The organism is Sinomicrobium weinanense, from assembly GCF_018863395.1.
GTDB lineage: Bacteria > Bacteroidota > Bacteroidia > Flavobacteriales > Flavobacteriaceae > Sinomicrobium > Sinomicrobium weinanense.
Window position 1 is genome coordinate 305276 of the sequence record NZ_JAHKRR010000003.1, and the last position, 19712, is coordinate 324987.

General features: G+C 47.3%; 19 protein-coding genes. 4 read left to right on the top strand and 15 right to left on the bottom strand.

Going from position 1 to position 19712, the window contains the following annotated elements; all coding sequences use genetic code 11:
- Positions 1 to 19: 19 nt before the first annotated feature.
- The 8 genes from infB to KN811_RS10915 form a co-directional block, all read right to left on the bottom strand.
- Positions 20 to 2881: a translation initiation factor IF-2 gene (gene infB, locus KN811_RS10880; RefSeq protein ID WP_187966682.1), complete on the bottom strand. Its 2862-nt coding sequence runs from the start codon at positions 2879 to 2881 to the stop codon at positions 20 to 22.
- 169 nt (positions 2882 to 3050) lie between these two features.
- The gene (nusA, locus tag KN811_RS10885; RefSeq protein ID WP_187966683.1) at positions 3051 to 4283 is read right to left on the bottom strand and encodes a transcription termination factor NusA; all 1233 of its coding nucleotides are present in this window, start codon (positions 4281 to 4283) and stop codon (positions 3051 to 3053) included.
- Positions 4284 to 4299: 16 nt separating this feature from the next.
- A complete protein-coding gene (gene rimP, locus KN811_RS10890; protein ID WP_187966684.1) occupies positions 4300 to 4764 on the bottom strand; it encodes a ribosome assembly cofactor RimP in 465 nt (154 codons plus the stop codon).
- Between the two features lie 288 nt (positions 4765 to 5052).
- Positions 5053 to 5910, bottom strand: coding sequence for an acetolactate decarboxylase (gene budA / locus KN811_RS10895; RefSeq protein WP_187966685.1), 858 nt, complete (start codon positions 5908 to 5910; stop codon positions 5053 to 5055).
- A gap of 6 nt (positions 5911 to 5916) precedes the next feature.
- Positions 5917 to 6609 carry a putative quinol monooxygenase gene (locus KN811_RS10900; RefSeq protein ID WP_187966686.1) on the bottom strand — a complete coding sequence of 231 codons (693 nt, stop codon included), beginning with the start codon at positions 6607 to 6609 and terminating at the stop codon, positions 5917 to 5919.
- Positions 6610 to 6632: 23 nt separating this feature from the next.
- Positions 6633 to 7235 (bottom strand): short chain dehydrogenase, encoded by a 603-nt coding sequence (locus KN811_RS10905; RefSeq protein ID WP_187966687.1) that lies wholly within the window; start codon positions 7233 to 7235, stop codon positions 6633 to 6635.
- A gap of 123 nt (positions 7236 to 7358) precedes the next feature.
- Complete coding sequence (locus KN811_RS10910; RefSeq protein WP_187966688.1) at positions 7359 to 8243, bottom strand: SDR family NAD(P)-dependent oxidoreductase; 885 nt, start codon at positions 8241 to 8243, stop codon at positions 7359 to 7361.
- Positions 8244 to 8263: 20 nt separating this feature from the next.
- Positions 8264 to 9265 (bottom strand): aldo/keto reductase, encoded by a 1002-nt coding sequence (locus KN811_RS10915; RefSeq protein WP_187966689.1) that lies wholly within the window; start codon positions 9263 to 9265, stop codon positions 8264 to 8266.
- A gap of 223 nt (positions 9266 to 9488) precedes the next feature.
- Here KN811_RS10915 and KN811_RS10920 point away from each other — a divergent pair, with 223 nt between their 5' ends.
- Positions 9489 to 10058: a DNA-3-methyladenine glycosylase I gene (locus KN811_RS10920; RefSeq protein ID WP_187966690.1), complete on the top strand. Its 570-nt coding sequence runs from the start codon at positions 9489 to 9491 to the stop codon at positions 10056 to 10058.
- 58 nt (positions 10059 to 10116) lie between these two features.
- Here KN811_RS10920 and aat read toward each other — a convergent pair whose 3' ends face one another.
- From aat to KN811_RS10940, 4 genes are all read right to left on the bottom strand, one after another.
- Complete coding sequence (aat, locus tag KN811_RS10925; RefSeq protein WP_187966691.1) at positions 10117 to 10755, bottom strand: leucyl/phenylalanyl-tRNA--protein transferase; 639 nt, start codon at positions 10753 to 10755, stop codon at positions 10117 to 10119.
- A 340-nt stretch (positions 10756 to 11095) separates the two neighbouring features.
- Entirely contained in the window at positions 11096 to 12472 is a 1377-nt protein-coding gene (locus KN811_RS10930) for a short-chain fatty acid transporter (RefSeq protein WP_187966692.1), read from the bottom strand.
- 110 nt (positions 12473 to 12582) lie between these two features.
- Complete coding sequence (locus KN811_RS10935) at positions 12583 to 12960, bottom strand: DUF3127 domain-containing protein (protein WP_187966693.1); 378 nt, start codon at positions 12958 to 12960, stop codon at positions 12583 to 12585.
- Between the two features lie 202 nt (positions 12961 to 13162).
- Positions 13163 to 14065, bottom strand: coding sequence for a flavin reductase family protein (locus tag KN811_RS10940; protein ID WP_187966694.1), 903 nt, complete (start codon positions 14063 to 14065; stop codon positions 13163 to 13165).
- A 115-nt stretch (positions 14066 to 14180) separates the two neighbouring features.
- Between KN811_RS10940 and KN811_RS10945 the strand changes: the two genes are divergently transcribed.
- Positions 14181 to 15335, top strand: a complete 1155-nt coding sequence (locus tag KN811_RS10945; protein ID WP_187966695.1) for a sensor histidine kinase — start codon at positions 14181 to 14183, stop codon at positions 15333 to 15335.
- 44 nt (positions 15336 to 15379) lie between these two features.
- Entirely contained in the window at positions 15380 to 15745 is a 366-nt protein-coding gene (locus tag KN811_RS10950) for a hypothetical protein (protein WP_187966696.1), read from the top strand.
- Here the strand turns inward: KN811_RS10950 and KN811_RS10955 are convergent.
- Positions 15740 to 16129 (bottom strand): HIT family protein, encoded by a 390-nt coding sequence (locus tag KN811_RS10955; protein WP_187966697.1) that lies wholly within the window; start codon positions 16127 to 16129, stop codon positions 15740 to 15742. The two genes, KN811_RS10950 and KN811_RS10955, sit on opposite strands and share 6 nt — an antisense overlap.
- A 182-nt stretch (positions 16130 to 16311) precedes the next feature.
- Positions 16312 to 16788, bottom strand: coding sequence for a transcription elongation factor GreA (greA, locus tag KN811_RS10960; RefSeq protein ID WP_187966698.1), 477 nt, complete (start codon positions 16786 to 16788; stop codon positions 16312 to 16314).
- A gap of 221 nt (positions 16789 to 17009) precedes the next feature.
- On the opposite strand from greA, the gene KN811_RS10965 reads away from it, so the two are divergent.
- Positions 17010 to 17459, top strand: a complete 450-nt coding sequence (locus KN811_RS10965; protein WP_187966699.1) for a Rieske (2Fe-2S) protein — start codon at positions 17010 to 17012, stop codon at positions 17457 to 17459.
- 22 nt (positions 17460 to 17481) lie between these two features.
- Here KN811_RS10965 and KN811_RS10970 read toward each other — a convergent pair whose 3' ends face one another.
- Positions 17482 to 19701, bottom strand: coding sequence for a TonB-dependent receptor (locus tag KN811_RS10970; RefSeq protein WP_187966700.1), 2220 nt, complete (start codon positions 19699 to 19701; stop codon positions 17482 to 17484).
- Positions 19702 to 19712: the final 11 nt, after the last annotated feature.

A 19712-nucleotide genomic window follows, 5' to 3' on the forward strand; every position in this document is an offset into this window, starting at 1 on the left:
TATTTTTAAACGCTCCGTCCTATTTCAATTTCTTTTTTACTTCGACTTCCTGGAAGGCTTCGACTATATCTCCTTCCCTGATGTCGTTGTAATTCTTGATCTGCATACCACAGTCATAACCTTTGGCCACTTCCTTCACATCGTCCTTGAATCGCTTCAGGGAGGTCAGTTCGCCGGTGAAGATCACCACACCGTCACGAATAAGGCGTATACCGGCGTTTCTGAATATCTTACCGTCTGTGACCATACATCCGGCGATGGTTCCCACTTTGGAGATCTTAAAGGTCTCCCTGATCTCGGCAGTACCTGTGATCTCTTCCTTCATTTCCGGAGAGAGCATGCCTTCCATCGCATCCTTGAGGTCGTTGATGGCATCGTAGATGATGGAGTAGGTACGGATATCGATCTCTTCCTTATCTGCAATCGTACGAGCATTCCCCATAGGCCTTACGTTAAACCCTATGATGATCGCATCGGACGCAGAGGCCAGCAGCACATCAGATTCCGTGATCGGGCCCACGGCCTTGTGGATAATATTAATTTGTATCTCATCCGTAGAGAGTTTCTGGAAGGAGTCGGTCAATGCTTCTACCGAACCGTCCACATCTCCTTTAAGGATGATATTGAGTTCCTTGAAGTCTCCCAGCGCTATACGACGGCCAATTTCATCGAGGGTAATGTGCCTTTGCGTACGCACGGATTGTTCCCGTTGTAACTGGGTACGTTTTGTAGCGATCTGCTTGGCTTCTTTTTCGTCTTCAAATACATAAAACTTGTCCCCTGCCTGCGGTGCACCGTCCAATCCGAGGATGGATATCGGTGTAGAAGGCCCTGCTTCTTTAATAGGGTTACCCCTTTCATCGTGCATGGCTTTCACTTTTCCGCTGTGTCTTCCCGCGAGCACATAATCTCCTACTCTCAGCGTACCTCCCTGTACAAGGATCGTAGCGATATAACCACGTCCTTTATCCAGGAATGCCTCTACAACGGTTCCGTTGGCAGGTTTGTCCGGATTGGCTTTCAGTTCCAGGATCTCGGCTTCGAGCAATACTTTTTCAAGCAGTTCATTGACACCAAGCCCTGTTTTGGCAGAAATATCCTGAGACTGTATCTTTCCTCCCCAATCTTCTACCAACAGGTTCATATTGGCCAGGCTTTCTTTTATCTTATCGGGATTCGCCGTAGGCTTATCCACCTTGTTGATCGCAAAGACAATGGGAACACCGGCAGCCTGAGCGTGACTGATAGCCTCCTTTGTCTGCGGCATCACATCATCATCTGCCGCAATAACAATAATCGCGAGGTCAGTGACCTGGGCTCCCCTGGCACGCATGGCAGTAAATGCTTCGTGACCCGGAGTATCCAGGAAGGCGATCTTTTGCCCGTCCGGGAGTGTTACTCCATAGGCCCCGATGTGCTGGGTGATCCCTCCGCTTTCTCCTGCAATAACATTTTCCTGGCGAATGTGGTCGAGTAATGAGGTTTTACCGTGATCCACGTGCCCCATAACCGTAACGATGGGCGCCCGGGGCTGGAGGTCTTCGGGTTTGTCCTCTTCCTCTACAATGGCTTCTTCTATGTCTGCGGTTACGAACTCCACTTCATACCCGAATTCCTCGGCTACGATAGAGAGGGTTTCCGCATCCAGCCGCTGGTTCATGGTTACCATGATACCGAGAGACATACAGGCCGAAATGATACGGGTCGTAGGAACGCTCATCATGGTTGCCACTTCTGCTACGGTAACAAATTCCGTAACTTTCAGCACCTTGCTGTCCAGCTCCTGCTGTGCCATGTCCTCCTCGGATTTCTGACGGTGGACATCCCGTTTTTCTCTTCGGTACTTGGCTCCTTTGGATTTGCTGGATTTTCCCTGCAATTTTTCCAGGGTCTCCCTGACCTGTTTTTGAACTTCTTCTTCGGTAGGCTCGACCTTGTTGACCACTGGCCTGGACTTTCCTCCTTTTTTCCTGAAATTACCACCGCCCTGTTTTCCCTGGCTGTAGTTACCGTTACTCTGACCTTCCTTGCTTATGCGCTTACGCTTGCGTTTGCGGTCTTTATTCCCCTGTTTATCGTCTCCCGACTGTGCTGCGGGTTTCTTCTTCTTGGGTTTTTCGAATTTGGAAAGGTCTATTTTTTCTCCGGTCATCTTGGGCCCGGATAGTTTCTGGTATTGTGTTTTCAGCTTTTCGCTCTCCACCTCTTCGTCCTGGACAATGACTTTTTCTGTCTCTTTCTTTTCTTCCGCCTTCGGTTTTTCCTTTTGAGCGTTTTCTACGGGTTTTGCTTCTTCTTTGACTTTGACTGGTTTTTCTTCAGGTGGAGCCTGTTCTTTTTTCGTTTCCCCGGCCTCCGGTGTTTCTTTTTTCTTCAGCTCTTCGGTCTTCTCTTTAGCTTCTGCTTCCTCTGCGGATGCTTTGGGCTTTTCTTCTGTTCCTTTATCTACGGCACTCTCGGCAGAAGGTGTCGCTGCTTTTGCTGGTGTTTGCTCTTCTTCGACAGGTTTTTCTTCTTCGGCCTTTCCGGGGTCCAGATCTATCTTACCTACGGTTTTTGGCCCGGACAGATTGGCTTTTGCCTTGATGATCTCCTGTCTTTCCTGGGCTTTACGTTTCAGTTCCTGTTCCCTTTCCAACTCCTGGCGAATAGCTTCCTTTTCTTTCCGTTTTTCCTCTCCTACCTCCTTGGATGCTACTTTTTTACTTTTATCTGTCTGAAACTCCTCCAAAAGAACCTGATACACCTCATTGGATATCTTGGTTGTAGGCCTGGCCTCCACTTCATATCCTTTTGAAGACAGGTGCTCCACAGCCCTGTCCAGTGAAATGTTCAGTTCCCTTAGCACTTTATTAAGCCTCAATGTTGCTTTTTCAGCCATAAATATTTTTTTAATCCTCTAAAATTTTATTCTGCCCCTTCGGCTTTAGTTTATCCTGAACCTGTCTGCACTAAGCACTTCGGTAACTTGCCGAAGTATCGAAAGACTCAGGAAATGGAAATTATCAGCTATACATATGCATTCGTCCAGCAACAGGTTTTCCGGCCTGTTAATCCTCGAACTCCTCTTTCAGGATCCGCTTGACCTCCAAAACGGTCTCTTCTTCGAGATCGGTCCTTTTTACAAGGTCTTCCACATCTTGGTCCAACACGCTTCTCGCCGTGTCCAATCCTATCTTTTTAAACTCTTCTATGATCCATCCTTCTATTTCGTCGGAGAATTCGGTGAGCTCTACATCTTCTTCCACACCTTCACGGAACACATCGATCTCGTACCCGGTAAGGAATCCGGCGAGCCTTATATTATATCCGCCTTTTCCTATCGCCTTGGAAACTTCTTCCGGTTTCAGGATTACCTCGGCGCGTTTGGCTTCTTCATCGATGACGATGGAAGTTACCCTGGCCGGGCTCAGCGCCCTGCCGATAAACAACTGCGGATTACTGGTGAAATTGATCACATCTATATTTTCATTTCCAAGTTCACGCACTATGCCGTGTATCCTGGAGCCTTTCATCCCCACACAAGCCCCCACAGGGTCGATCCTGTCATCATAGGAATCTACGGCCACTTTGGCCTTTTCTCCCGGGATCCTCACTACTTTCTTTATAGTGATCAGCCCGTCAAATACTTCGGGGATCTCCTGTTCAAACAGTTTTTCCAGGAAATCCGGTGATGTCCTGGACATAACGATAGTGGGTTTACTACCTTTGAGTTCCACACTTTCTATGATCCCTCTTACATTCTCTCCTTTACGGAAAAAGTCGGAAGGAATTTGTTTATCCTTGGGCAGAACAATCTCATTTCCCTCATCGTCCAGCAAAATAACAGCTTTATGTCGAATATGATGCACTTCTGCCGTATAAATTTCACCGATAAGGTCTTTAAATTGTTTATAAATGGTCGTATTGTCGTGTTCGTGTATCTTAGAAATAAGGTTTTGACGCAGCGCTAAAATAGCTCTTCTTCCCAAATCTACCAACTTTACTTCCTCAGAAACATCTTCTCCCACTTCAAAATCGGGTTCTATTTTCTGGGCATCAGACAGTGAAATTTCCTGGTTGGGATCTTCCACTTCGTCATCGGCCACCACTATTCTGTTCCTCCATATCTCCAGGTCGCCCTTGTCCGGGTTGATGATGATATCGAAATTGTCATCCGAACCGAACTTTTTCTTCAGTGCATTCCTGAAAACTTCCTCCAAAATCGCCATCAGCGTTACACGATCTATGAGTTTATCATCCTTAAACTCCGAAAACGACTCGATCAATGCAAGATTTTCCATGTCAAAAACTTATAATTTAGAATATTATCATCACTTTGGCCTCCGCGATATCCGTAAAGGGGATTTCTTTTTCCCTGGTCACTGTTACTTTTCCCTTGCCTACAGGTTTGGGTTCGCGTTGCTTCCACTGCAACTTTATACCTTCTTCTGTGACTTCGGTCAGTTTTCCTTCCACGGTTTCCCCGGAGGTGGTCTTAACTTTTAGCTTCCTGCCTGTATTCTTCCGGTATTGTCTCCGGTGTACGACAGGTTCGGTGGCTCCCGGAGAGGTCACCTCCAGGGAAAAGTCTGTCTCATCCCTGTCTAGCTGGTGCTCTACATGCCTGCTTACCAATATACAATCATCGAGTGAAACTCCTGCGTCACCATCTATGATCACTTTTATTTTGTTGTCGGGTGAAACAGAAAGATCAATCAGGAAAAGGGATTTATGTTCGGCAAACACCCCGGTAAGAAGCTCCTCAACTCTTTCCTTTAACATCAGTAATTTTTATAAAAAGAGGGGACTCAAGTCCCCTCCGAAATAATTTTTCTTCTTTCTTCGCCGCAAATATACGACTTTTGCAATACAAATAACAATTGAAAGCCAATAAATTACCATATTTCAAAAACGCAGGCAGCAATGAAGTTGTGCAATGCCACCCACAAAGCACTGTTGAGGCTCGCCATTTTTCTTTGCAAGCCGGTTTTCCCTACCTCAGCCCATAAGGGAATTGTAGTAAAAAACAGTCACAAAGACACGGAAGCACAAAGAAAAAAATATCCTGTCTTATTCTATTTTTTCCACTTCTTTTTCCCGGTCCTTTTGCAGATCGGCCCGGCGAAAACTTCTGTTATCGGGAAACTGCACGACAAAGCCCGAGGCCCTGTCAATTTCTACATACAGGCTATCGGCCACAAAATCCAGCACATGCCCGCCGGACCGGTTTTCTTCGGAAAGATAGTGAAAGTGAAAACCGGGGATATTCACCTTCCCCATATATTCCGGAAGGTAAAAGCCCACACCTGTTCCCCGGGTATGCTTTAGCCCGAATCCGTGCTGGTGCTCTTTCAGGTGTTCTGCCAGTGGCGGGTAAGGTTTCTCTGCCGGGGCGGGGGCCCTGGCCAGGACCTTCGGAAAGCTCCCGGAAATACGGATAGCGTAGAGCTCGTTTTGATCCAGGAATGATTGCAGCCGGGCCCTGAACCCTTCATAGTCCATCCCCTTTTGCACCAGGGTAAGGGTGGTATCGGGCTGAAAGTGCTTTACAAAGGCTATGGGTATCCTGTCCGCATCAGGTACTTTGTGCACACTTCCGTCATAACGTATTTTATAGACCTCCCCTTCGTTCATGTACAGCTCCCCGTCCAGGTGGTTAAACCCACCTACGCCCAGGCTCCCCTTCGTCCGGAGTTGCCCGACAGACAGGTCCCCGTCATACACCCCGGCCAGCAGGGCGTCGATAATGGAATACTGATACAGGTAATCCATATGCTTCAGATCATTATCCTTAGTGGTTATACTTTCGGATCCCGTCTTTTTCTCAGGCGTGGTGGTGCAGCATATACATCCCAGGCCTGCGAGGAGCAAAAGATATACTGTCCTGAAATACGGTTTGTTCACGATCTTGTTCTGAATTGTTGCCATGGGCGATCAAATGACCCATGTGATATAATTAAGACATTCCTCCACGGGTTGCTCCAACACTTCTTCAAACAGCGTAAAAAGTGCTTCGGTATAAGGCTGTTCGAAATGAGCGTCCAGGGCTTCGCGGCTTTCCCAGCGCTCGTAAAGCACAAAGGTATTGGAAGCATCTTTGACGGCATGCACATGAAAAGCGACACAACCGGGTTCGGAACGACTGTATTGTGCCGAGTCCTGAAATTGCCGTACAAACCTCTCCTGCTCTCCTTCCTTTACACTAAACACCACCACAAGATCCGTGGCTTTCCCTGCGTCTTTGGGTAATCGTTGATAATGCACCGGGGATATGGGGGTCAGATCGTTTAAGAACATTATGGCCATGGGAGCAGTCAATGCTTTGTTACACAGTTCCAGGACTGCTTTGGTATAAGGTTTTTCGAAATGAGCATCCAGGGCTCCCTGGTCTTTCCATCGTTCAAAAAGGAAACAGGTATAGGGGTTATCTTTTGCACGATACAACTGCATGTACAGGTTGCCTTCTTCTTTCCTCGCTTCCAGGACATCTTCCCGGAGCAGTTTTTCCAGCTCTTCCCGATATTCGGGTTTGGAATGAAACGTAACGAGCATGGCAAATTCCGTTCGCGAACCTGTGCTTCCGGGAATGCCCTGTATGGTTGTTGTGGATGATCTTATGTAAGTCATGGATTTTGTTTTTTGGGATTTTGTTATTCATACACCCGGATGATCTCTCCGGTGTTGTCCTTTTCTATGGTCTCTACATAGGCGTCGACGATCCTGCCCATGCCTACGGGTTTTAAATCCGGAAAAAAACGGCTAAAGTCCGCGGCAGAATCCTCTGCCATTCCTGGGCTCACCACATTTACCCGGAGGCCTCTCTCCAGCTCTACGGCTGCAGAAAGCACAAAACTGTGCAGGGCTCCGCTTATCATTCCTCCTCCGGTTACTCCTTTGGATGGTCTGTCGGCAAAAATTCCGGAGGTCAGAGTAAAACAGCCGTTATCATTAAGATAATGCTGCCCAATAAGCACAGTGTTTACCTGCCCGAGCAGTTTGCCTTTCATGTTGATAAGAAGGTCCAGTTCGGTCAGGCTCCGGAAATTGTCCATAGCACCGGATGCTGCAGTACACAAACACGCATCCAGCCCTTTTACCTGCTCAAACAGATCCTGAATGGATTTTTTGGAGGTAAGGTCTACACGCAGGTCTCCACTGTTTCTTCCTGCCGTGATGACCTCGTGTTTTCCGGAAAGTCTTTCGGTAATTCTTTTTCCTATAGTGCCGTGGGCTCCTATAATCAGTATTTTCATTAAAGCGCTTTGGTTTTTAAATAGTTATCGACTTGCAAGTCATTTCAGTTCGCTTGTCCCGTTTGTTGTCATGGGAAAATCTGTAAAATTTAATACAAAGGAAAAAATTGATCCTGTTCCGGATCAGAGTCCTGCCATCATTCCGCCGTCTACAAGCAGGGAAGTGCCAGTGATATAGGAGCAGTCGTCCGAAGCGAGGAACAGGGCTGCTTCTGCCATTTCCTCTGCTGTAGCTATGCGTTTCAGTCCGTCTACCAATACCCGGGCCTGTTCCACCTTTTCCTGTGAAGCCCCGGTAGACCTCCGGAACATGGGGGTATCGGTGATGCCGGGAGAAAGTACATTGACCCGGATACCTTCCTGCCCGTAATCCATCGCAGCAGTCTGCGCCAACCCCATCAGGCCTCGCTTACTGGAAGCATAGGCCGCACCCCCTGGACGGGAGGAAACGGTATGCATGGAAGCCGTGAGCACGATGTTCCCTTTTCCGTTTTTCAGCATATGGGGGATCTGGTATTTCATCGCCAGGAAAACACCCCGTATATTGGTCTGGTGTATCCATTCCCATTCTTCGAGAGTGATCTCGTGCAATTTGCCAAAGGTCACTTCGCCGGCATTGTTGAACGCTACATCCAGGCCGCCGTACTTTTCTGCAATGTCATTTACAAAAGATTCCACCTCTTCCGGTTTGGTCACATCCGCCCTGACATAGGTAGCTTCACCACCCTGTTCCCGGATGGTCGCTTCCACTTCTGCTCCCAGTTTTTCCCTTCTTCCGCAAAAACCTACCCGGGCGCCTTCTCGGGCAAAGGCCAGGGCTGCAGCTTTCCCTATTCCTGAAGTTGCCCCAGTGATGATGACCACCTTATCCCTAAAGCGCTCCCTCCGGGAGGCGTCATGGCCTGTCCCTTTATTTTTCTTTCCGGGGATTGCCGCTGCCATCCCGGCCGGAAAACCGGCCGCGACGGTTGCAGACAGGCTTTTTCCTATAAAACTCCTCCTGTCCATGCTATGTTGTTTATCGATTATTAATTATTGACCAGTTTCATGGCTCCTTCGGTATAGCGGCTGCCAAATACCTTTATGGTGTCTGAGAGTTGGGTCACTGCTTTCAGTTCTTCTTCTGAAAACACAACCTCTGTTGCGGCGGCATTTTCTTCCAGGTATTTCACCTTTTTGGTGCCGGGGATAGGGATGATGTCCTCCCCCCTGTGAAGCAACCATGCTATGGCCAGTTGTGCAGGGGTACACCCTTTTTGTTTTGCGATCTCTTCGAGTTTATCCACGAGTTTTTTATTGTGTGCAAAACTCTCTTCCTGGAAACGGGGCAGGTTTTTCCGGTAGTCGTCTTCTCCTTTGGGCGCTTCCTTCACCGCCCCGGTAAGCATCCCTCTTCCCAGCGGGCTGTAAGGGACCAGGCTAATGCCCAGTTCCCGGCATACAGAGAGGATGTCTTTTTCCAGGTCGCGGGTAAAAAGCGAGTATTCGCTTTGCAGGGTGGCTATGGGATGTTCGGCAGCGGCTTTTTTCAGCGAAGCCGCAGAAGCCTCAGACAGGCCCAGGTAACGCACCTTCCCCTCCCTGACCAGCTCCCCCATAGCACCGACGGTTTCTTCAACAGGTACATCGGGGTCTATACGGTGGCTGTAATAAAGGTCGATAGTATCTATCCCCAGGCGTTTTAAACTGGCTTCACAGGCCTGTTTTACATATTCCGGGCGCCCGTCGAAATAGGTTCCCGGTGTTCCGCTGAATCCCGCACTGTTCTCCTTCTGCCTGAAACCGAACTTTGTGGCTATAAAAACCTTGTCCCTGTTCGGCACAAGCACTTTGGAGATCAGCGATTCGTTATGACCGAAACCATACATGTCTGCCGTGTCCCAGAAATTTATCCCCAGGTCCAGGGCACGCTCCAGGGTAGTAACAGAGTGTTCATCATTCCTCGGGCCATAGGCAAAGCTCATCCCCATGCACCCCAATCCGATAGCAGAAAGTCTTTCTCCTGTTTTTCCAAGTGTTCTGTACTTCATGTTTTGTCCGTTTAGATTTGTGATATCAAAGATATTCCGGGAAAGCACAGAGGAGGTAGAGATATTCAAACCAAAAACTATAAAATTCAAACCATTCCCGAGGGAATGGTATTCGGTGGTCGGTGTTTCAGTTAATTACTGATTACCGATTACTGATCACCGAATACCGGGCACTTCCATCTTTGCATTTTAATATTTATCTTAGCGCAAACACTAACATCTTATGGAAAAAAAACGTTGTGGCTGGTGCGTAGGCGATCCGCTTTACGAAAAATATCACGATGAGGAATGGGGGCTCCCTGTTTATGATGACGACAGGCTGTTTGAGTTCCTGATCCTGGAAACCTTCCAGGCCGGGCTCAGCTGGATCACCATATTGCGAAAGCGGGAGAACTTCAGGAAAGCCTTCGACCATTTCGACTACCGGAAGATCGCAAACTACGGGGAGGATAAAATTGAGGTGCTGCTTCAGGACAAAGGGATCATCCGGAACAAATTAAAGGTCCGGGCCACAGTGGGCAATGCCCAGGCCTTCCTGAAGGTGCAGGAAGAATTCGGAAGTTTCAGTCAATATATCTGGGGGTTTGTAGACGGAAAACCCGTTCAAAACCACCTGTCGGATTACCGAAAGACACCCGCCAATACCCCGCTCTCGGACAAGATCAGCAAGGACATGAAAAAAAGAGGATTCAAATTTGTAGGCACCACGGTGATCTATGCCCATATGCAAGCTACCGGGATGGTGAATGACCACGAGGTGAATTGTTTCCGGTATGCAGAAGTACGAGGTTAGAAGTATGAAGTGTAACGGTAGGTTTAATAAAAAACTTCTAACTTCGTACTTCTAACCTCTAACTTTCTTTAAGTATCTTTATAAAGTCTTCCCGGGGAATTTCCCGGGCTCCGAGGCTGTCGAGGTGAGAAGTATATACCTGGCAATCCACGAGTTTGTATTTTTCCCTTTTCAGCTTTTCCACCAGGGTGATGAAACCTACCTTGGAAGCATTGCTCACCCGGGTAAACATACTTTCCCCGCAGAAAACGTGACCGAGGTCTATGCCATACACCCCTCCTGCAAGCGTATCGCCCTGCCAGACTTCTACGGAAATAGCGTGACCGAGTTCGTGCAATTTGCAATAGGACGCAATCATATCGTCTGTGATCCATGTTCCTTTCTGGCCTTTCCTCCCGGTTTCGGCACAGGCCTGTATCACAGCCCGGAAATTCCGGTTAAGGGTAACGGTGAACACTTCCTTGTTCATGATTTTTCGCATGCTCCTGGAAATTTTAAGCTCTTCGGGAAAAAGAACCATTCTCGGATCGGGGCTCCACCAGAGGATTGGGCTTCCTTTTTCAAACCACGGAAAAATACCACTTTTGTAAGCCAGCAGCAATCGCTCTACCGAAAGATCTCCGCCAACCGCAATAATTCCCACATCAGATGTTTTAGAAACAGGTGGAAAAACTATATTTTTATCAAGGATAAACATGGAAAAACGGGCCTAAAACAGATTTATTCGTTAAAAAAATAAATTCCCTTTTGATTTTACAAATTTTTTATTCATATTTGTCATGTCTTTGTGAGCATTTATTTTTCATCATTGCTTTTTGAGTTTGTCACAAAGGCAAAACCTAAAACCACAACATTAAGTCCCGGTTCAACCTGCCGGGGCTTTTTTATTTTTATCACCGGGCCGGTTTCGGGCCAACGGGTTGCAGGTTAGCAGGTCACCCGGGCTCAATCACTACAACTGTAAACATCGCATCCCCATCCTCTGTCATCCTTCCTCCGTCCTTACACATTTCGCGGAAACACTTCAACGACCTTATTTATAAAAACAATAGCCCGGCAACCAGTATCAGGGTCCCTGCCACCATAAGCAACAAGGTATACGGAAGGATATCCTTTGCCCGCAAACGGGTGATCCCGAGGAGCGGCAACGCCCAGAAAGGTTGTAGCATATTGGTAATCTGATCGCCATAGGCCAGTGACATCACAGCCTTCGGGAGGGGCACCCCGAGTTTCAGGGCAGCATCCAATACTACCGGGCCCTGTACAGCCCACTGCCCGCCGCCACTCGGCACAAAAATATTGACCAGCCCGCCGCTGAAAAAGATAAAAACGGGCAGGGTCTTAGCATTGGCTACGGATGCAAAGAAACCGGAAATATCTTCTACCATACCACTGTGGCTCATAATTCCCATAATACCGAAATACAACGGAAACTGAATGAGTATGCCGGACACCCCTTTTATCGCTTCTTCCAGAGCATTCAGAAAATTGCGAAAATTTCCGTGCAGCAAAACGGCAAGGCCCAGCATAAAGAGGTTGAGCATATTCGGGGTGATATTAAAGGCAGCCAGTTCAGATCCGTAGCGGATAAAAAAGGCGGCCAGTATCATCGCGGCAAAACCGAACGCGAGGATCCGGGAATGGTCCAGGCCTTCAGCTCCCGATATCTTGCTCCTCCCTGGGCTTTCAGGATTATACACCTTTAAATTGATCTCTGTGGGCTTTACCTTTTTGCCCAGCGCATACAACACCACGGGAATGATAACCAGCAACAGGCCAAAAAGCAGCAGGTTCCACCAACTAAAAATGGTGTGCTGCGTGGAGATAAATTCCGGGAAGGAAAAAGCGCTGGCTTCTGCCTTCGGCACATGCTGCATCAAATCGGCAATATGTCCCTTTTCTGCAGCTTTCAGGGGAGCGGAACCGCTCATTCCCCCATGCCAGACCATGAGCCCTGTATATCCTGCCGCCCCGATCAGCGGATAATTTAAAGGAAACCCTTCTTCCTGGGCCTTCTCCCCAACTTTCCTGGCCAGCACAGCACCGAAAATAAGGGCCAGCCCCCAGTTAAAAAAGGCGGCCAGCATCGTGGCAACACTCACCAGAACTGCGGCATTGGCCGTATTTGTGGCATGTCTTGTAAGCATGGCAATAAGCCTGTTCACCAACGGGCTCAGCACCAGTACGTGCCCCAGTACCAGTATAAGCATCATCTGGTAAGCAAAAACGAGCAGGCCGCTGTCCCAGACCCCTTTTTCCCAGTACAACAGTATGGTGCGCAGACGGCCTTCTTGCTCCATTCCGGAGAAAAAATAGGCCAATGCTACGGTAAACAGCGTGAGCAACACGGCAATGGTAAATTGCGAAGGAAGAAATTTTTTAAAGATACGCTCTACGAGGCGGGCAGGGTTCATGGATATTTTTTTCCTGAAATTAAGCAGATGAGGGCAAAAAACAAAACGAGGGTGTCTTTTGAAAGCAGGACTTCAGAAGACACCCTCTTATACTACTGTACCGGAACCGATCAGAAGGGCAGATCGTCATGTTCCTCTTCATTAAAATCATTGGCAGGCTCAAAAGCGTCCGTGGGTGGTACGGGAGGCATACCTTGCGAAGGTTGTTCGGCCTGCAGGTTTTCTATACGCCATCCCTGTATGGAATTGAAATACCTGGTCTCTCCCTGGGGGTTTACCCATTCTCTGCCGCGAAGGTTGATCCCTATTTTCACCGGTTGTCCTACCTGAAAATTATTGAGTAAATCGCATTTATCCTGTACAAACTCCACCAGGATGTGCTGGGGGTATTGCTCTTCCGTTGTCACGACGACCTCCCGCTTCCTGAACCCGTTGTTACCGTAGGTCTTGGTCTCATCGATCATCTTGATTTTTCCTTGAACTTCCATAATTAACTCTCTTTTATCGTTGTTTATCTGTGTTTACTATATAAATTTTGCTCTTCGGTTTTCTATGCGTCTTTTTCCATTATACCCGATCGGCAAAGATTAAAAGATTGATGGGAGATTGACCCGGCTACGCCGGAGGATTGAAAGAGATTGAAACACTTAAAATCAATCTACTTCAATCTTTTTCAATTTCAATCTTTTTTCAATCAACCGACTGGCCGGGAATTTCGAATTTTTCGGCAAGCAGTATTTTCCAGGCCGTATACACCTCGTCCTTTCTCAGGTAATCCTGTGCTTTTCTGTGTATCCTGTCATTATCGTCCGAACTCAGTATCCCCCTGATCTCCACGGAATCCTGGACAAAGGCTTCTATTTCTTCCTCAGAGGGCAGTTTTTCCACATTGCCCAGCATTCCCAGGTCGTTCCCGGTAAGCACCTTGCTCCGGCGGATATGTTCCGGGATCTGGTCTACACCTATTCCCAAAGTGGTCGTTGGTTTCGGTATCTCAAAAAAACCGTCCCTGGCCCGGGAATAGAAATTTCCGCCTGCTCTTGCCACGAGGTCTATCTTGTAGTGATCGATACGCCCTTCATCGTCCAGGACATCCTCATTGATGTGCATCTTCAACACTTCGCATATGATAAGGTTCCCGGAGCCTCCTTCGGTCCCCAGCTCTATGATCTCTTTTATTTTGCATTCAAACTGTACGGGCGACTCGGCCACCCGGAATGGTTTTACGATATCGGAAGGCAGCATGGTGAGCCCGGCCTTTATAAATTCGTTGACCCCTTCGGGATACTCCGTACTGGATAACGAAGCCTGTTGTACAATATCGTAATTCACCACATTGATCACCACCTCTTTTGTAATTCTGGCATTTTCCAGGGTATGCTTGCTCGTGTTGTCTCTTACCCTCCTGTTTGGCGAAAAGATCATCACCGGCGGGTTAGAACTGAACGTATTAAAAAAGCTGAAGGGCGATAAGTTGGGTTTCCCCTCTGCATCTACGGTACTGGCAAAAGCAATAGGCCTCGGAGCCACTGCTCCCAGTAACAGTCCATGAAATTTTGCCGTGGGAATATCTTTGGGCTCTATGGAATACATAACATGTTTTATAGAAACAAAAGTAAATAAACCGGAAGAGATATAAAATCTTTGAACGCTATAAACAATAATTTTGCAGGTTTTACTTTATATTTATGACTTATCCGGATAACCCATGACACCTGTTAAACAAAAAAGCATAGCCAAATGGATCCTAATAGGCATGTCCGTATTGGTCGTTTCCCTTATTTTGTGGAACACTTATGCTTTTTTTCAGCGTTTTAAGGAAGAAGAACGTATAAAAATGAAGATATGGGCCGCTGCACAGGCCGAGATCTTACAAACCTCCGACCTGGAAAGGGACCTGGGTGCCCTGCCATTGGAGGTGCTTACCAACAACACCAGCACTCCCATGATACTGGTCAATGTAAACGGTATCAGCACCCCCAGCAATATGAGCGAAAAAATCGTTAAGGACCCGGAAAAGATACAGCAGAAGATCAAGGAATTTGCCCGGGAAAACGAACCTATTGAGATCAACTTTAAGAACGAAAAGCTGGCCACGTTATACTACGGCAATTCTGAGGTACTTACCAAGCTGAAGTACTATCCCATAGCCCTGATCCTCATTATCCTGCTTTTTATCGCTGTAATATTATTGTTCTACAGGACTTCCAAAATTTCGGACCAGAACAAACTGTGGGCCGGTATGGCCAAGGAAACAGCACACCAGATCGGCACTCCCCTGTCTTCACTGGTAGGATGGGCAGAGATCCTGAAATCGCAAAACACCGATCCGGCCATTATTACGGAAATCGAAAAGGACATTTTCAGGTTGCAGACCATTACGGACCGTTTTTCCAAAATAGGTTCGGTACCGGTGCTCACAACACTCAACATCATCGGGGAAACCAAAAATGCCTATGACTACCTGAAAGAACGCAGTTCCAAACTCATTACTTTTGATTTTATTGCACCAGACTACCCGATCATGGCCAAAATAAACCCGCAACTCTTTAGCTGGACCATAGAAAACCTCGTTAAGAATGCCATCGATGCCATGAAAGGGAAAGGAGACTTACGGATCGAGATCAGGGATGGCGGCAGGCACGTCAACCTGCTGGTCACAGATACGGGCAAGGGGATCCCGAAAAATCACTACAAGACCATCTTCAACCCCGGGTTCACCACCAAAAGACGAGGCTGGGGGCTGGGATTATCACTGGTGCAGCGTATCATAGAGGATTATCACGAAGGAAAAGTAAAGGTACTGCATTCGGATATCGGGAAAGGAACGACCATGCAGATCACGCTAAAAGTTACATCTTAACGTTTAAATAAGGGTAAACTCTGTTAAAAAAACACCGAAAAACCATGGCTTTAAACGAAAAACTTGTCGCCATCAAGGAAGCATCACTGACAAACAACTGCCCGGAATGTTATGCCGACACGGGCCTTATCCTAACTTTTTATCAAAAACACATCAAAAGCCGGTGGTATAAAAAAGTTACCGGAGAGGTTTCCAATATCCTTCGTTGTAATAAATGCGATACCACGATCTATCCGGTCAAATGGACAGACGACATAGAGCGGGTACTGGACTATTATTCCAAAACCGTCACTCCAGGGAAAACCTCATTTCGGCTTACCAGGCTGTCCTATATCCTCATTCTGCTTCTCATCGCTATCATAGCCGGTGGAATAGTTGCATATCGCTACCTGGAGAAACCGATACTATAATTGTTCCCGGATCTTTCGGGCCACAGTTTCAAACTCTTCCTCTGCCATCGATATTTTGTGCTGAAAGGTCATATCTTTCATCACATTCAGCGGAATAAGATGAACGTGTACATGGGGCACTTCCAGTCCTACCACTGCAACCCCGACACGATTACACGGAACGGCCTTTTCAATTGCCAGGGCTACTTTCCTGGAAAATGCCATAAGGCCGTTGTAGGTTTCCTCGTCCAGATCGAATAGTTTGTCTACCTCCTTCTTGGGAACGCAAAGGGTATGCCCTTTTGCATTGGGATTGATATCCAGAAAAGCAAAATAGTTATCGTCTTCGGCCACCTTGTAGCAGGGGATCTCCCCTTTGATGATCTTTGTAAAGATACTTGCCATATTAAACGGGTTTGTGGTTTCAAGTTTCAAGTTGCAGGTTACAGGTTTTGGTTCCTGAGTCCTTCGGTTAAACTCAGGATAAACTAAAGCCGAAGGGCTGGTTGCAACACGTTATATATAAAAATAAAAAATCCTTTTCTGAATGCATTCAAAAAAGGACTTGTTTTTTCTACGGGAAAAAGTTATTCCCTGGTGATCTCCAGCACCTCGAACTTCAGCACGCCGTTAGGCACCTGGATTTCGGCCACATCACCTACTTCTTTACCCAGCAGGCCTTTCCCGATGGGGGAGCTCACGGATATTTTTCCCGTCTTGAGGTCTGCTTCGCTCTCGGCCACCAGAGTGTACTTCATTTCCATGCCGTTATTCTGGTTTTTGATCTTTACGGTGGACAATACCAACACCTTCGAGGTATCGAGCTGAGATTCATCTATAAGCCTGGCATTGGCCACGAGTTCTTCCATTTTTGAGATTTTCATTTCCAGCAATCCCTGGGCCTCTTTTGCAGCATCGTATTCTGCATTCTCAGACAGGTCGCCTTTGTCTCTCGCTTCTGCTATGGCCTGTGATGCCCGGGGCCGTTCCACGCTTTTGAGGTGGTCCAGCTCTTCTCGCAGCTTTTTCAATCCTTCCGCTGTGTAATAAGATACGTTACTCATAACTTCATCATTTAAATACAAAAAATCCCCTTCGGGAGAGGATTCAAGCAAATATACAAAATTTTGGACAATTTTGTCGCAAGAGAACATAATACTATGATGGCAGGAATGTTTTATTGTTATAAACTTCTTACCTTTACGTTTTGTATAGCACAAAAATACAAACAACTATTTACCAGCATATTACAATACAAACATTGGCCCTTTAAAATCTGTTCCGCGTGAAAAAAACAATATACACTGCTATTGCGATCACGGTATTCTTCCTCTCTTCATGTAGTGATGACAAAGGAGAACGAAACCCCTATCTGCTGGAAGCCCAGTTCAGTTTTGACATTAATCTCAACCTGCCTAAATACAATGGCCTCACGATCCCGGGAAATGCTGTTTATATCGATGATCCTACTGTTGGTATACGGGGGATCTTAGTCATCAATGCAGGCGGAAGTTTCTACGCATGGGAAGCCAGTTGCCCCAATCACGCCCCTAACGATTGTTCTACCATGGAGATCGAAGGAGGTACTAACTGTAGATGTAACTGTGAGGACTACGAATACAGTCTCTTCAACGGGCAGATGCTGAACAGGCCGGACACCGAGGAAAGGACGTACGACCTGCTGTTTTATCAAACCCAGAAAAGTGGGAGCACCTTAAGGGTGTATAACAATTGAGAAAAACATAGCAATACCCCTGCTAAAACCTCAGTGTAGCGCCTACAAGAAAATTGATCCCGGCCTGCGGATAGTAGCCGGCATTTTCTACCGTAGTTATGCTCCCGGGATTGATCTTGTCATTGTCTTCGGTGTAAAAAAAGCCGTTGGACTCGTATTTTACATCAAAAATATTGTTCACCAGACCGTTCAGCACAATAGACTTAAAGATGGTGTTGGTCTTTATCTCATATTGCACGTTAAAGTCATTTATAAAATAGTCGTCCAGTCTGGAGCTTTTTGCATCAATATTACCCATATACTGCTCCCCGACGTATTTAGACAGTACTGAAAGTTGCAGGTTGTGTACCGGTGCGAAAGACAACATGTTCCCTGCTATTATTTTAGGAGAAAAAGCAATATTGGTATTTCCCAGGTCCTGTAATTCCCCATCACGGCGGAAAACGAAGTCTACGTTCCTGTTATCGCTCAGTGCTATATTGGGCCTCAGGACCCACTGGTCTGACAAAAAGATCGCGGCATCGGCTTCCAGCCCCAGGCGATAGCTGTCCCCACTGTTTTCCCGTATCGGTGCCCCTACATCATTGAGTTCTCCTGTGAGTACCAACTGGTCTTTATAACGCATGTAATAAGCATTGACATTGAGCCTCACCTTGCCAGACAGGTACCGCCAGCCAAGCTCAATATCATTGAGGTATTCAGGCCTGGGGTTGCCCTCTTCGTAGTCATTCCTGTTGGGCTCCCGGCCGGCCCGGGCATACGACAGGTAAAAGCTGTGATCCGGATTCAGTTTGTATGTTACCCCTACCTTGGGATTAAAGAAATTAAAGGTGTCGTTGACAAAATCTGCCTGTACCCCGGTGGCCTTGTAACGGATGGCCCTGTATTGCACATCGCCGAAAAGGCTCCAGTGGCCGTCGAGCTGGTAGTTTAGTTTGGCAAAAACATTAAAATCCGTCTTTACGGAAAAATCGTCGTAGTACCTGTCGCGTATCTTGCTTTGGGAAGCATAACGCGCCCAGATGATCTCCCCGAAATGATCGCCCTCATACTTGTTCCAGGCCCCGCCGACTATAAGGTCGGTCCCGTCCTTTTTGTAATGTGTGGAAAAGGTGGTTCCGTAAAAATCATTATCCAGCCACTTTCTGCGAATAAGATCTGTACTGGCTATGGTATCGTTACCTGCATGGATAGGCTTCAGACCATATTCCGAAAAGGGGGCGTCCTCGCGGTATTGTTCGAAATATCCCCTTCCGTAAGTGTAATGAAATGCCAGATTGGTGCTCCAGTTCTCCGAGATCTTCTGGTTCCAGTGCAGTTGGGCATGGTCTTGCTTATAATCGTCTATTTCATTGTCGTAAAACCTGGTGTTCCCCTGCTCGTCCTTATACATCCCGGCCGAGTTGAACGTCCTGTTGTTTTTGAGCGTTTCTGCATCCACGCCGTTCCAGGCCTGGTAGGTTGTTTCGTGCCCGCCAAAGACCAGGGCCTTGATCAGGGTGTTCTCGCCTACATAAGCCCCTTGCAGGAAGTAGGATTTAAGGTCGGAAGAAGCCCTGTCGATATAACCGTCCGACCGGACCACAGACAAACGCCCGGCCATTTCAAAATGGTCATTGAGTTTCCCTGTACTGAATTTCACCGTGTGTTTCCTCGTATTAAAACTCCCGTAAGAATTGGATATCTCCCCGCTGGCCTCCTCGGAAACTGCATCGGTGAGCAGGTTGAGGCTGGCCCCGAAAGCCCCGGCACCATTGGTAGATGTCCCCACGCCGCGCTGTAACTGTAAATTCTCAACAGACGACACAAAATCGGGCATGTTTACCCAGAATGTCCCATGCGATTCAGAGTCGTTATAAGGAATACCGTTGATGGTAACGTTTACTCTCGTAGCGTCACTTCCCCTCACGCGTATTCCTGTATACCCCACACCTGCACCTGCATCGCTGGTGGTCACTACCGAAGGGAGGTAATTCATAAGTACGGGGATATCCTGCCCCAGGTTTCTCGAGGCCATGTCTTTTTTATCCAGGTTACTAAAGGTCACCGGGCTTTGTGCCGTAACCCTTACGGCAGATACCAGCACTTCGTCCAGCGACACCAGTTCAGACACTACAGTATCCTTTTCCTGTTCTTCCTGGGCCATGGCATAGCTGCATATCCACACCAGGGTCATTGCGGTTAAAAAACTTCTTTTGCAGAATAGCTTACCGTTGTTAAACGATCTGTACAACAAATTCATCCGTAACAATT

What these genes read in the sequence shown, in the direction of transcription:
- infB (WP_187966682.1), bottom strand. Translation starts at nt 2,881, where the DNA reads ATGGCTGAAAAAGCAACATTGAGGCTTAATAAAGTGCTAAGGGAACTG.
- nusA (WP_187966683.1), bottom strand. Translation starts at nt 4,283, where the DNA reads ATGGAAAATCTTGCATTGATCGAGTCGTTTTCGGAGTTTAAGGATGAT.
- rimP (WP_187966684.1), bottom strand. Translation starts at nt 4,764, where the DNA reads ATGTTAAAGGAAAGAGTTGAGGAGCTTCTTACCGGGGTGTTTGCCGAA.
- budA (WP_187966685.1), bottom strand. Translation starts at nt 5,910, where the DNA reads ATGGCAACAATTCAGAACAAGATCGTGAACAAACCGTATTTCAGGACA.
- KN811_RS10900 (WP_187966686.1), bottom strand. Translation starts at nt 6,609, where the DNA reads ATGACTTACATAAGATCATCCACAACAACCATACAGGGCATTCCCGGA.
- KN811_RS10905 (WP_187966687.1), bottom strand. Translation starts at nt 7,235, where the DNA reads ATGAAAATACTGATTATAGGAGCCCACGGCACTATAGGAAAAAGAATT.
- KN811_RS10910 (WP_187966688.1), bottom strand. Translation starts at nt 8,243, where the DNA reads ATGGACAGGAGGAGTTTTATAGGAAAAAGCCTGTCTGCAACCGTCGCG.
- KN811_RS10915 (WP_187966689.1), bottom strand. Translation starts at nt 9,265, where the DNA reads ATGAAGTACAGAACACTTGGAAAAACAGGAGAAAGACTTTCTGCTATC.
- KN811_RS10920 (WP_187966690.1), top strand. Translation starts at nt 9,489, where the DNA reads ATGGAAAAAAAACGTTGTGGCTGGTGCGTAGGCGATCCGCTTTACGAA.
- aat (WP_187966691.1), bottom strand. Translation starts at nt 10,755, where the DNA reads ATGTTTATCCTTGATAAAAATATAGTTTTTCCACCTGTTTCTAAAACA.
- KN811_RS10930 (WP_187966692.1), bottom strand. Translation starts at nt 12,472, where the DNA reads ATGAACCCTGCCCGCCTCGTAGAGCGTATCTTTAAAAAATTTCTTCCT.
- KN811_RS10935 (WP_187966693.1), bottom strand. Translation starts at nt 12,960, where the DNA reads ATGGAAGTTCAAGGAAAAATCAAGATGATCGATGAGACCAAGACCTAC.
- KN811_RS10940 (WP_187966694.1), bottom strand. Translation starts at nt 14,065, where the DNA reads ATGTATTCCATAGAGCCCAAAGATATTCCCACGGCAAAATTTCATGGA.
- KN811_RS10945 (WP_187966695.1), top strand. Translation starts at nt 14,181, where the DNA reads ATGACACCTGTTAAACAAAAAAGCATAGCCAAATGGATCCTAATAGGC.
- KN811_RS10950 (WP_187966696.1), top strand. Translation starts at nt 15,380, where the DNA reads ATGGCTTTAAACGAAAAACTTGTCGCCATCAAGGAAGCATCACTGACA.
- KN811_RS10955 (WP_187966697.1), bottom strand. Translation starts at nt 16,129, where the DNA reads ATGGCAAGTATCTTTACAAAGATCATCAAAGGGGAGATCCCCTGCTAC.
- greA (WP_187966698.1), bottom strand. Translation starts at nt 16,788, where the DNA reads ATGAGTAACGTATCTTATTACACAGCGGAAGGATTGAAAAAGCTGCGA.
- KN811_RS10970 (WP_187966700.1), bottom strand. Translation starts at nt 19,701, where the DNA reads ATGAATTTGTTGTACAGATCGTTTAACAACGGTAAGCTATTCTGCAAA.